This is a genomic window from Clostridium massiliamazoniense (assembly GCF_001403635.1).
GTDB classification, from domain to species: domain Bacteria; phylum Bacillota; class Clostridia; order Clostridiales; family Clostridiaceae; genus Sarcina; species Sarcina massiliamazoniense.
On the sequence record NZ_LN879468.1, the window covers coordinates 564146 to 577297 of the forward strand.

Annotated in this window: 11 protein-coding genes; all 11 read right to left on the reverse strand. The window is 25.4% G+C overall.

Going from position 1 to position 13152, the window contains the following annotated elements; all coding sequences use genetic code 11:
- Nucleotides 1-3: 3 nt before the first annotated feature.
- Nucleotides 4-1920, reverse strand: coding sequence for a DNA mismatch repair endonuclease MutL (mutL, locus tag ARA19_RS09615; RefSeq protein ID WP_055070750.1), 1917 nt, complete (start codon nt 1918-1920; stop codon nt 4-6).
- 73 nt (nt 1921-1993) lie between these two features.
- Nucleotides 1994-4654: a DNA mismatch repair protein MutS gene (gene mutS, locus ARA19_RS09620; protein ID WP_055070751.1), complete on the reverse strand. Its 2661-nt coding sequence runs from the start codon at nt 4652-4654 to the stop codon at nt 1994-1996.
- 310 nt (nt 4655-4964) lie between these two features.
- The gene (miaB, locus tag ARA19_RS09625) at nt 4965-6296 is read right to left on the reverse strand and encodes a tRNA (N6-isopentenyl adenosine(37)-C2)-methylthiotransferase MiaB (protein ID WP_055070752.1); all 1332 of its coding nucleotides are present in this window, start codon (nt 6294-6296) and stop codon (nt 4965-4967) included.
- 156 nt (nt 6297-6452) lie between these two features.
- Nucleotides 6453-7262, reverse strand: coding sequence for a GNAT family N-acetyltransferase (locus ARA19_RS09630; RefSeq protein WP_055070753.1), 810 nt, complete (start codon nt 7260-7262; stop codon nt 6453-6455).
- A gap of 37 nt (nt 7263-7299) precedes the next feature.
- A complete protein-coding gene (gene ispH, locus ARA19_RS09635) occupies nt 7300-8145 on the reverse strand; it encodes a 4-hydroxy-3-methylbut-2-enyl diphosphate reductase (protein ID WP_055070754.1) in 846 nt (281 codons plus the stop codon).
- Between the two features lie 20 nt (nt 8146-8165).
- On the reverse strand, nt 8166-8819 hold the full coding sequence (cmk, locus tag ARA19_RS09640) for a (d)CMP kinase (RefSeq protein WP_055070755.1): 654 nt from the start codon (nt 8817-8819) through the stop codon (nt 8166-8168).
- A gap of 15 nt (nt 8820-8834) precedes the next feature.
- Nucleotides 8835-10064, reverse strand: a complete 1230-nt coding sequence (locus ARA19_RS09645; RefSeq protein WP_055070756.1) for a BaiN/RdsA family NAD(P)/FAD-dependent oxidoreductase — start codon at nt 10062-10064, stop codon at nt 8835-8837.
- Nucleotides 10065-10356: 292 nt separating this feature from the next.
- Entirely contained in the window at nt 10357-11238 is an 882-nt protein-coding gene (locus tag ARA19_RS09650; RefSeq protein ID WP_423230605.1) for a MurR/RpiR family transcriptional regulator, read from the reverse strand.
- A gap of 74 nt (nt 11239-11312) precedes the next feature.
- Complete coding sequence (gene mnmM / locus ARA19_RS09655) at nt 11313-11855, reverse strand: tRNA 5-(aminomethyl)-2-thiouridylate-methyltransferase MnmM (protein WP_055070758.1); 543 nt, start codon at nt 11853-11855, stop codon at nt 11313-11315.
- An 8-nt stretch (nt 11856-11863) separates the two neighbouring features.
- Entirely contained in the window at nt 11864-12574 is a 711-nt protein-coding gene (locus ARA19_RS09660) for a pseudouridine synthase (protein ID WP_055070759.1), read from the reverse strand.
- 303 nt (nt 12575-12877) lie between these two features.
- A complete protein-coding gene (locus ARA19_RS09665) occupies nt 12878-13114 on the reverse strand; it encodes a hypothetical protein (RefSeq protein ID WP_084764427.1) in 237 nt (78 codons plus the stop codon).
- Between the last annotated feature and the right edge of the window lie 38 nt (nt 13115-13152).

The following is a 13152-nucleotide window of genomic DNA, read 5'->3' on the forward strand; positions in this document are numbered from 1 at the left end:
CTTTTATAAAATTCTTTTAAATTTTTTATCTAATTCATATCTTGAAAATTTAATTATAGTTGGTCGTCCGTGAGGACAATGGAAAGGATCATCCATATATCTCATATCTTCTAATAATTTTTCCATTTCTGCAATAGATAATATATCATTTGCTTTAACAGCAGCTTTACAAGCTAGTGTAGCAATTTTATTATACTTAACCTCAACAGTTTTACCAGAACCTAAAGCTTTAAGATTATCTATAATAGATAATAATAAGTTTTTAGGGTCTAATTTATTTAAAAAGTAAGGAACTTCTGTTATTTTTATAGAACTCATTCCAAAGCTTTCAATTTTAAAACCAGCATTTTCGAATAAATCTTTATTTTCCTCATAATATCCATAATCATTTAAAGATAATTCTAATACTATAGGTACAATAAGTGGTTGTATAATTAAATCTGCATTTTCTATAGAATTTATATAATTTTCAAATAACAATTTTTCATGTGCTGCATGTTGATCGATTAAATACAAATTATCATTGTATTCAGCTAAAATATAAGTTTTGTTAAATTGACCAATTATATTAAGTTTTGGAATTTTAGGCTCAATATTAGATATCTGATCATTATTATTTTTTATATTCTTTGTGTTATTCTCATCATAATCTTTTTTTTCTTCTGCAACACTTTCTTCTACTTCTAAATTATTATTATCAAAATTATTAGAATTATAATCTATATTATCAATTTTGTTTAAATCAACTGGTATAGATACAATTTTCTTTTTTAATTCAGGGTTATTTCTAAAGTTTTCATCTATAGATTTATATTCATCCTCTAATTTAGTTAATTCATTTATTTTATTTTCAAATGTTAATTGATTCACTTCTTCTTTTTCTTTATAATCATCAACAAAAATATCATTTTCTACATTAAACTCATCTTTAACATAGTCTCCAAAGGCTTTATGAACAGCTGAATAAACGGCTGAAAAAACTTCCCTTTCATTAGAAAACTTTATTTCAGATTTAGTTGGATGTACATTGACATCGACTAGCTCAGGATATATTTCTATGAAAAGTATAAAAAAGGGGAATTTATCACTTGTATTAAATGACCTATAAGCATTCTCGACTGCTACATTTATTGCCCTATCTTTAATATATCTTTTATTTACAAATATACTTTGATTACTTCTAGATTTTCGTGCTAATTCTTTATTTCCTATAAAACCATATACAGTAATAGTATCTAAATGTTTTTCAAATTCTATTAAATTTGAACTAGTTTCTTTATTATAAACACTTCTGATAGTATCAACTAAATTTCCATTTCCATAAGTATGTAATACCTTTTTATTATTACTAAATAATTTAAATGAAATATTAGGATTAGCTAAGGCTATCCTATTAATAATGTCACTAATTATAGCTGTTTCCCTTGAAGTCGATTTTAAAAATTTTTTTCTTGCAGGAACGTTAAAAAATAAATCTCTCACTTCTATTATAGTTCCATTATTAATTCCAACTTCTCCATCATAAATTATATTTCCTGCTTCTAAAGAAATTTCTCTTCCTTCCTCTTCATGAGCTACTTTTGACTTAAGAGATACTTTTGAAACTGATGCAATAGATGCTAAAGCTTCACCTCTAAATCCCATGCTATTTATAGAATATATATCAGATATATTTTTTATTTTAGATGTAGCATGAGGCATAAAAGCTTTTTTTAGATCATCTGGTTCTATACCATTTCCGTCATCAATTATTTTTATTAGTGAAGTACCTCCATCTAAAATTTCAATAGTTATATTTGAACTATTTGCATCTATTGAATTTTCAACTAATTCTTTCACAACAGAAGAGGGTCTTTCTACAACTTCTCCTGCAGCTATTTGATTAGCTGTATTTTGATCTAGTATATTTATTTTCCCCATATAAATTCAATCCTTTTATTTAAAAATTTAGTGACTAAATTAAAAAAGTATTTAAAAAAGCCACTATTAAAATTTATATAAGCTGTTTAGCTTCTTTTATTAATTTATATAATTCATTCATCGCATCCATTGGAGTCATTGATAAAACATCCAAATTTGCAATATTATTAAGTATAGTATCCTTTTCTAAAGTAGAAAAAGATAGTTGAATGTTTTCTGTATCATTTTTAGTTTTTTCTATTTTAGTAGTTGCAACTTCTTCACTCGTTGTAGTTTCTTTTAAAATATTTTTATCATCTTTAATATCCGTAGTGCTTATAGAGTTCATATTCTCCTTGAATGAATTATCCTCAAGATCTTTTAAGATATCTTTAGCTCTTTTTATTACATTTTCAGGAAGTCCAGCAATTTTAGCAACCTCAATTCCATAAGACTGGTCTGCTCCTCCTTCTACTATTTTTCTTAAAAATACAATATTATCTTCTAATTCTTTTACTGCCACAGAATAATTCTTTACCCCTTTTAGCATTCCCTCAAGCTTAGTAAGTTCATGGTAATGAGTAGCGAACATTGTTTTACATTTTAAGTTTTTACTTATATATTCTATAACGGACCATGCTATACTAAGTCCATCATAAGTAGAAGTTCCTCTACCAACTTCATCTAATAATACTAAACTTTTTGCTGTAGCATTTTTTAATATATTAGATACTTCCCACATTTCAACCATAAAAGTTGATTTTCCACCAGCTAAATCATCAGAAGCACCAATTCTAGTAAATACTTTATCACATATTGATATGTTTGCTTTATTTGCAGGAACAAATGATCCTATCTGAGCCATTATTGATATTAATGCAACTTGCCTCATATAAGTTGATTTTCCAGCCATATTTGGTCCTGTAATTAATAATATTTCATTATCATATAAGTCTATTAATGTATTATTTGCGACAAATTCACCATTATCAATAACTTTTTCAACTACAGGATGTCTTCCATCAAGTATTTCTATTATACCTTCTTCATTTATTTTTGGTTTAACATAATTGTTTTCATTAGCAATTAAGGCTAAGGTACTTAAACAATCTAATATTCCTATTAATTTTGCTGTTTCTTTTAATCTATTTATTTGCTTTTCTACTTTATTTCTTATATCTATGAATAAATTATATTCTAAAGTAGTTAGATTTTCTTCCGCATTTAGAATTTTATCTTCCATTTCTTTAAGTTCTTGTGTTATAAATCTTTCAGCATTAGATAATGTTTGCTTTCTTATATAACGTCCCTCTGGTATTAAATTATAATTCGCCTTAGAAATTTCAATATAATATCCAAATACCTTGTTATATCCTACTTTTAAAGACTTAATTCCAGTAAATTCACGTTCTTTGTTTTCTAATGCTACAATCCACTCTTTTCCGTTTACTTTAGCAATTCTTAAACTATCTACCTCTTCGTTGTAGTTATCTTTTATGATATTACCTTCCTTAATAGTAATTGGAGCTTCTTCATTTATTCCTTCAGTCAATAGACTTTCTATATCAGAAAGTTCATCTAAATTATCATATATAAATTTTAAATATGGACTAGAACAATTTGAAAGTTCCTTTTTTAATGAAGGTATTTTTTGAAGAGATGTCTTTAAAGATAGTAATTCTTTAGCATTTACATTTTGGTTAGATATTTTACCTACAATTCTTTCTATATCATAAATACTTTTTAATGCTTCTCTTAAATCTTCATTTAAATATATATTATTAACAAGTTCTTCTACTGCATCTAGTCTATATTCTATTTCCTTCTTTATTAAAAGAGGTTCTTCTATCCATTTTCTAAGAGTTCTCCCCCCCATAGAAGTAGCACTTTTATCCATAACCCATATAAGACTGCCTTTTTTATTTTTCTCCTTTAAGGATTCTGTCAGTTCTAAGTTTCTTCTTGAGCTACTATCTATAGTCATATAATTAACTATATAATATCTCTCTAAAATATTTATATTTGATAAAGTCATTTTTTGAGTTTCAAAAATGTATTTCATTAGAACTGATGAAACTACTTTACAATTAATATCTAAATCTGCATCAGAATAGTTATTAAATTGAGAAATCATTTCTTCTTCAGAGCAAGAGAAAAGTGAAAAATCCTTTATTGTTATTAAAGATGGAATTATACTCGTAATCATTTGAACTTTATTAGAATCAAAATGTGAATCAATAAGTATTTCTTTAGGATTTATTTTAGATAATTCATCTAAAAGTAGAGAATCATCTAATTGAAATGATGTTACTTTAAATTCTCCAGTAGATATATCAGATGAAGATATAGAATAACCATTTTCATTTAAAAAAATAGCACTTATATATGTATTTTGATATTCAGCATTTGTACTGTCTACATATGTACCTGGAGTTATTACTTTTACAACATCTCTTTTAACTATACCTTTAGCTACTGAAGGATCTTCAACTTGTTCTCCTATAGCAACCTTATATCCTTTTAACACAAGTCTAGATATATATGAATTAGCTGCATGAAATGGAATTCCACACATAGGTGCTTTTTCTTCTAGACCACAATCTCTTCCAGTCAAAACTAATTCTAATTCTTTAGATGCTGTTTTAGCATCTTCAAAAAACATTTCATAAAAGTCACCAAGTCTAAAGAATAAAATACAATCTTGATATTTTTCTTTTATTTCCATATATTGACGCATCATTGGTGTTAATGCCATTTATATTCCCTCCTAATTTTTGTACTTGAAACCTAAATTAATTAGAGTCTTCAATTAAATTGAAACGACTTAATAAAAATAAAGAACTCTAACTTAATCATAGTTGAATTTACTTTAATTATTAATATCACCACAAAATAAAAAACTTTAAGTAGAATTATATTAATTAGTAACTATGATACAAATATATAAATATGTCAATTTTGAATTTAGATTTTTAAATTATACTTTATATTCTATCATAATAACAAAATTAGAGTAATAATGCTATAAAAACAAGCATTATTACTCTAAGTAAGAATTTATATTTTTATTTTACTATTTCACCTTCAAGAGAAAAACCTTTTGATTTTATAATTTTAACATCCACTAATTTTCCTACTAATGATTTATCTCCTGGGAAATTAACAAGTTTTCCTGATCTGCTTCTTCCAGTTAATTTACTATCATCATTTTTGCTAGGTCCTTCAACAAGAATTTCTAATTTCTTACCTTCAAGAGTTTTATTTTTCTCTTTAACAATAGAGTTAACAGTCTCTACTAACTCATTAAATCTTCTATGTTTTATTTCGTCTTCTATTTGATTTTCCATTCTATCTGCAGGTGTATATTGTCTTCTTGAATATATGAATGTAAAAGCTGAATCATATTCAACTTCTTTTACAAGTTCTAATGTATCTTTGAAATCTTCTTCTGTCTCACCTGGGAAACCTATTATAATATCTGTAGTTATACCAACATTAGGTATTTCTCTCTTTATGTCTTTTATTAAGTTTATATAATATTCTCTATCATAATGTCTATTCATATCCTTTAAGATTTTAGTTGATCCACTTTGTACAGGTAAATGAATTTGTTCACATAACTTATCACATTCTTTTATTGCCTTAATAACATCCATATTAAGATCTTTTGGATGTGAAGTCATAAATCTTATTCTCTCTATACCTTCAATTTCATTTAATCTTCTTAATAAATCAGCAAATGAAAGTTCTTCTTCTAAACCTTTTCCGTAAGAATTAACATTTTGTCCTAGTAATGTTACTTCCTTATATCCTTCAGCTACTAAATCTTTAACTTCTTTTTCAATATCTTCAGGTTTTCTGCTTCTCTCTCTACCTCTAACATACGGAACTATACAATAAGTACAGAAATTATTACATCCATACATTATAGTAACATAAGCCTTAGTATCGCTTTTTCTATCCACAGGAATTCCTTCAACTATTCCTTCTTCTTTATTTAATATTTCTTTAACTTGGACACCATCCTGAATAACTCTATTTAAATATTCAGGGAATTTATAAGCATTGTGAGTTCCAAAAATTATATCTACAAATGGAAACATATTTAACACTTTATCTGCCATGCCCTTTTGTTGCATCATACATCCACATATAGCTATTATTAAGTCTGGATTTTTTTCTTTTAATTTTTTTAATTGTCCAAGATTACCAAAAACTTTATTTTCAGCATTTTCTCTTACACAGCAAGTATTAAAAATTATTATAGATGCAGATTCTCTACTATCTGTTAATTCATAACCTATTCTCTTTAACATTCCTGAAAGCTTTTCAGAGTCCTCTTCATTCATTTGACAACCCCAAGTTTCTATGTAATACTTTAAATTTTTATTATTCATAAAAAAACTCCTTTATAAAAAATAACCTCACCATATTATATAAAATTTAAGTGTTTTTTTAAAGTCTTTTATATTTATTCTAAAAATAAAGTAATACTTTTTTATATCAGTTAAATTGTAGCTATAATAATAAATAAAAAAATTGACTAGCTTTAACTAGTCAATTTCATATATATTTAATTCTTTAAAATACTTAAATCCAACTTTTTTATATAAATGAAGAGCAATTTCATTAGCTCTATCTACTTTTATATAAATTTTATTTATTCCAAAGGCTTTAGCTTTTTTTATTAGAAAACTTAAGAATATTTCTCCATACCCCTTACTACGATATTTATTAATTAATCCAAAATTAGCAATATAGTAATTATCATCAATAAAAAGAACCTGTCCATACCCAGCATAATTACTATCTATCTTAATAAAATAGGCTAACTTTGGAATATAGTTTTCTTTTTTACATTCGTATATAATATCATTTTCTTTGAGAGGAATTCTATTCTTATCGAAGAAAATTTCATTTTGAATTTCACATCTTTCTTTTAAATTTAACTTTAAATTAAACTCCTCAAATTCGTAATCATTATAAGAATTTTTAAACTCGTATAAATTCATATTATCTATATCAGAATTTAATATTAAATTAGAACCTTTTGTATTATTAATCAATTGAAAAAATGTTTCGTCTTTTGTAATTAATTTTAATGTCTGATTTTTACTCTTTAATTTATAAATTTTCTTATCTGAAAAAAATAACTTATTAATTAAAATACATTTTTCTACTTCAAAGGTATTGAAGTCAATCTTCTTTACAAATAAAAGCATAATTAACTCATTATTATGACTTATTTTTTTGAAATTAAATAAATTAAAAAAATTAAAATTTTTATTATGTTCTTTTAAAGTTAATTTAATTGTATCTTTTAGTTTGAAATAATCTAAAATTGATAAATTTTCAATAATCATAAATCCCTCTTATAATTTAATAACATGATATTATATATTATTTTCTTTCAAGAATACTTATGACTTCTTTTATTATATAATCTGGCGTAGATGCTCCAGCAGTTATTCCTATAGTTTCACAATTGAAATTTATAATATCTTCTGTCAAATCATCTTTATTTTCAATATGATATACATTACTACATTCTTCTTTACATATTTCATATAATTTTGTTGTATTGGAACTACTTTTTCCTCCGATAACGAGAACCATATCTGCTTTTTTAGCAATATCTCTAGCACTTTTTTGTCTAGTATCTGTAGCTAAGCAAATAGTATTGAAAGCTATAAATTCTTTACATTCATCTGAAACTTTAGCTAGAACTTTATTCCAGGTTGATTTCTTTTCTGTTGTCTGTGAAACAACACAAACTTTTTTAGGAAGTTCAACATCTAAATTATCTAAATTAATTATAATAGCTTCATCATTGCACCATCCATTTATTCCTATAACTTCTGGATGGTCTTTATTTCCTATTATTAAAATTTTATATCCTAAAGAATAATATTTTTTTACTTTTTCATGTATATTAGTTACATAAGGACAAGTATTATCTTTAACAATGAATCCATTGTCATTTAAATAATTTATAGTACTTTCTTTAACACCGTGAGATCGTATAACAACTACATCCCCTTTATTTAAATCAGAGAAATTTTCATTATTTATAGCAATTACACCTTGTTTTTTTAAATCATTTACAACATTATTATTATGAATCAAAGGACCTAATGTATATATATTTTCGCTACTTTCTGATTTTATTTTTATTGTTTCATCTACGGCCCTTTTAACTCCAAAACAATATCCAGAATTTTCAGCAAGTATTATTTTTCTTTTCATTTAATAAAATCCTCCAAATTTTATTTTTTTACATATGATGAAATTAAATTAACAACTTCATCTATATTTAATCCAGTTGTATCAATTTCTATAGCATCATTAGCCTTCTTTAAAGGATCAACTTCTCTTGTAGAATCAATATAATCTCTTTTTATAATTTCTTCTAAGATATTATTGTAATCTACTTCTATATTTTTATCCTTCAACTCTTTAAATCTTCTTTCAGCTCTTTCTTCTGCACTAGCTGTTAAGAAAAATTTATAATTAGCATCTTTAAGAACAACTGTTCCAATGTCTCTTCCATCCATTATAACATTATATTTTTGAGACATTTTTCTCATAATTTCAACTAATTTAACTCTAACCTCTTTAATAGATGCATATTGCGAAACATTATTACTTATTCTCGGTGTTGTAAGTTCCTTATTAATATTTTCACCATTTAGTATTAATTCATCATTTATAAAACATATATCCATAGTATCTATTAAAGATTCTAATTTTAAAATTTCAGTTGGGTTTATATTTTTTTCTAGAGCTTTTAAAGTTACAGCTCTATACATAGCCCCTGTGTTTATATAAATTAAATTTAAATTTTTACCTATTATTTTAGCAATAGTACTTTTTCCAGCTCCTGCTGGTCCATCAATTGCAATTGTAATTTTGTTATCCATAAATTTACACCCTCTTTAATTTATTTCTTTTCCTGCTAAATATCCTGTAGAAAGAGCAATTTGTATATTATATCCACCAGTAAATGCATCCACATCCATTAGCTCTCCTGCAAAGGATAAATTTGATATTAATTTAGATTTCATTGTTGAAGGATCTATTTCTTTTACAGATACTCCCCCAGCAGTAACTATGGCCTCTGATAAAGGTCTTAATCCTAAAATATGCAATTTAAAACATTTTAGTAAATTAACTAAATTTTTTCTTTCATCCTTTGTAATTGAATTAACTTTCTTATTTTCCTCTATTTTAGATTCACTAATAATAATTGGAATTAATTTTTGAGGTAACAGCTCATTTAAGGAATCTTTAAAGTCACTATTGATGTATTTCTTAAAGTCCTTTTGAATTCTAGCATCAAGTTCTTTTTCTGTAAGAGCAGGTTTTAAATCTAATTCTATTGTATATTCTGTTGTTTCTTCATCCTTAATGAATCTACTAGCTTTTAATGAAAGTGGTCCAGATATACCATATTTCATAAATAATATTTCACCAAAATCTTTATATAAATATTTTTTAGAATTATTAGACTTAAGTGTTAATTCTATGTTTCTTAAGTTTAATCCTGCTAAATCTTTAATAAAATCTTCTTTTAATTCTATAGGAACTAATGATGGTTTTAATTTTGTAATATTATGTCCAAGTTTTTTAATTATTTCATGACCTTTACCATCAGAACCAGTTAATGGATATGAAACACCACCAGTACAAAATATAAAATAATCACCTTTGATTTTTCTTCCATCTTGTAAAAGCAAATACTTTATTTTATTATCTTCACTCTTTGCATCAATAACTTTACTTTCTAAAAGAATTTTTACATTAGCAGATTTTAAAGCTCGTTTCATTCCTGATATTACATCAGAGGATTTATCAGATTTAGGAAACATCCTTCCTCCACGTTCAGCTTTTAGTTCAACTCCATTGTTTTTGAAAAATTCTATAACATCAATATTAGTATATTGATATAAAGAGCTATATAAAAATTCAGCATTTCCATATATATAATCAAAAAAATCACTTATATCTTTTGAATTTGTAACATTACAACGACCTTTTCCCGTTATAAACATTTTCTTGCCTAATCTATTATTTCCATCTACTAATGTTACTTCATTTTGTTCTGCTGCTTTTATAGCAGCCATCATTCCAGCTGGACCAGCACCAACTACTATCACTTTGGCCAATTTATCAGCTCCTTAAAATTAGTTAAAACATTTTTATGATACAACTTTATTATTATAATTGTCAAATCTTAAAATTTTATTTCTATATTAGTATTTAATATTTATTTACATTAATTTATAACTTACTTTCCTTTACTAAATATGAATCTTAGTTCGGTTAATTTTACTATTTTTCTTTTTGTTTTACAATATTATTTTCATCAATTTTCTATTTTTAATTGTCTATTTTTATTTTAATTGCAGAATTAACATAAGAAAAGATAACTCCTGCTTTTTAAGGAGTTATCTTTTCTTAATCTATATTGTTTTTGTTATTTGAATAGACATTGTAATCTTTCCAAATGTTTTCTAAGCTTTCAAAAGTATGAGTTATTTTTTCTTTTTCTTGCATTCCCACAGATATTATTAAAGCATTTATTATGCTAAGAGGAGCAACAAGTGAATCTACAAATGATGCCATATTACTTTGAGCAATTAAGGTACAATCAGCATTAGTAGCTAAAGGAGATATTAAGCTATCTGTTATAGCTACAACCCTTGCATTTCTACTTTTCGCAAATTCTAATGCATCTATTGTCTTTAATGCATATCTTGGAAATCCTATACCTATTATTACATCACCTTCACCTATATTTATCATTTGATCAAATATATCACTAATTCCGCTAGAAACCACTTTTACATTTTCTAATATTAAATTAAGGTAAAATCCTAGAAACTCTGCTAAAACTGTTGAACTTCTTAGTCCTATTATATATATTCTTTTAGCCTTAAATAAATCAGCAACTACTTGTTCAAAATCGTCATTATTTATTTTTTCTAAGGTAGATCTTATATTTTCTATATCAGCTTTTAAAACTCCTTTTAAAGGATTCTCTTCCTTTATAAAATCACTAGATAATTCAAGTCTCTGTACTGTAGTTAATTTATTTTTTATTAATTCTTGTAATGACTTTTGTAATTTAGGATATCCTGAAAATCCTAATTCTATAGCAAATCTAACGACAGTAGACTCACTAACCCCTACATTTATTCCTAACTTGGCTGCTGTCATAAAAGCCGCTTTATCATAATTGTTTAATATATATTCAGCAATTAACTTTTGCCCTTTACTAAGCTTAGGAAACTTACTTTGTATAAGTTTCATTAAATCTTGATTATGTTCCATATACATTTTCCTTTCTAAAACCTAAATGAAAATGAAATAAATATATATCAATTCTATCATTTTACCTTTTTTTCTTCAAGTTATATTTTCTCTATAACTAATAATGAAGGTGGATTATTAGGTCGATTTATAAAATCACTAAATAATACTCCATATTTATTTGTAGGTAGAGTTTTTGCAAGTTTTAGAATGGCATCTTTCTCTAAATTCCCCTCTTCATGACCAGAATATATAGCAATTAACATTAAGCCATGTTTACTTAATAAATCTAATCCTTCCTTAATACTTTTTATTGTACTTTCTACTTTTGTTGTAATATGTTTATTTGCACCAGGAAGATAGCCTAAATTATAAATTATACAATTAACTTCTTCATTTATATAATTTTTGAAATTTTCATGACTATCTAAAATAACTTCTACATTCTTTTTGCTTTTAACTATATATTTATCTGTTGATTCTTTTTGAATATCAAATGAATAAACTTTTTCAAATATTGTACTTAAAAAATCACTATCGTGTCCATTTCCTAAAGTAGCATCTATAGCTACATTCTTCTTATCAATTTTTTCTCTTACAATATCATGAATTAGTATATTAACGCTGTTAACATAATTAAACATAAATCCTCCTAATTTAAAGATTTTAAATATGATATTTCCTTTTCGTTTAGATATCTCCAGTGACCCTCTTTCAAATCATCTAAAGATAGCTTTCCAATAGCAATTCTCTTTAAACTTAAAACTTCATGGTTAAAAGCAGAACACATTTTTCTAACTTGTCTATTTTTCCCTTCATGTATTGTTATTTCTACAACTGAATTACCTTTACCCTCTTTAACAACTTTTATCTTTGCAGGAGCTGTTATATATCCTCCTATATCAACACCAGCCTTAAATTTTTCTAATTGTTCTTTTGAAAAGCTTCCCTTTACAGTAGCTAAATATCGTTTTTCTATTTCTTTTTTTGGATGTATTATTTTATTATATACATCTCCATCATTAGTCAGTAATAATAATCCTGAACTATCATAATCTAATCTTCCTATTGGATAAATTCTTTCTTTTACATTCACTATATCTAAAATAGTTTTTCTATCCTTTTCATCACTATTACTTGTAATATATCCAGTTGGTTTATTTAAAATAATATATACTTTATTTTCTTCTACTTTTATTATATTACCGTTTACTTTTACTACATCATTTTCATTCACTTTAAATCCTAATTCTGTTATAAAGCTTCCATTAACTTCAACATTACCATTTAAAATTATTTCTTCACATTTTCTTCTAGATGCGACACCACACTTAGCCATGTATTTTTGTAGTCTTTCTTCCATATTGGACCTCCTTAGTCTATTAGACTATTATATTTTAAATAATTCTTAAAATATAAGCAATACTTTCATAATCTTTTAAACTATTATGTAAAAGATAATCTTAATTTAAATTATTTTATCTAGTGACCAGTATCTGAAATACTCAAGCTTTTATAAATTGAAAATAAATAATCATATTTTCGTAGATAACTTTCATTAAAAATTAGATAAAGTTTTAGTTCTATCTGTGAATTTAATAAAATTTTATGTAAAGCTAAAAAATGAGCTAATATAATAGCCCATTTTTTAGTTTATTTTTAAAGCCTACCAAAAGAAATTGTTTCTTCCAAAACATCCAGATCTACATCCGTTAAATCCAAATCCACCTAAAAGGAATAACCATAAAAGGTTATTAGAACCAAATAAACCACCATTGTTACAACAACCACTTGCCCAAGAATTGCAACAGCAATTATTGCAGCAATTGTTACAGCAAGTATTGCAGCAAGTGTTACAACAAGGATTACAGCAACAATTATTACAACATCTTCTCTTTGACATAATATCACCTCTTTTACTACAATATATTCTAAACTCCA

Bases quoted from the DNA above. Each gene is read 5' to 3' on its own strand.
- mutL (WP_055070750.1), bottom strand. From the start codon at position 1,920: ATGGGGAAAATAAATATACTAGATCAAAATACAGCTAATCAAATAGCT.
- mutS (WP_055070751.1), bottom strand. From the start codon at position 4,654: ATGGCATTAACACCAATGATGCGTCAATATATGGAAATAAAAGAAAAA.
- miaB (WP_055070752.1), bottom strand. From the start codon at position 6,296: ATGAATAATAAAAATTTAAAGTATTACATAGAAACTTGGGGTTGTCAA.
- ARA19_RS09630 (WP_055070753.1), bottom strand. From the start codon at position 7,262: ATGATTATTGAAAATTTATCAATTTTAGATTATTTCAAACTAAAAGAT.
- ispH (WP_055070754.1), bottom strand. From the start codon at position 8,145: ATGAAAAGAAAAATAATACTTGCTGAAAATTCTGGATATTGTTTTGGA.
- cmk (WP_055070755.1), bottom strand. From the start codon at position 8,819: ATGGATAACAAAATTACAATTGCAATTGATGGACCAGCAGGAGCTGGA.
- ARA19_RS09650 (WP_423230605.1), bottom strand. From the start codon at position 11,238: ATGTATATGGAACATAATCAAGATTTAATGAAACTTATACAAAGTAAG.
- mnmM (WP_055070758.1), bottom strand. From the start codon at position 11,855: ATGTTTAATTATGTTAACAGCGTTAATATACTAATTCATGATATTGTA.
- ARA19_RS09660 (WP_055070759.1), bottom strand. From the start codon at position 12,574: ATGGAAGAAAGACTACAAAAATACATGGCTAAGTGTGGTGTCGCATCT.
- ARA19_RS09665 (WP_084764427.1), bottom strand. From the start codon at position 13,114: ATGTCAAAGAGAAGATGTTGTAATAATTGTTGCTGTAATCCTTGTTGT.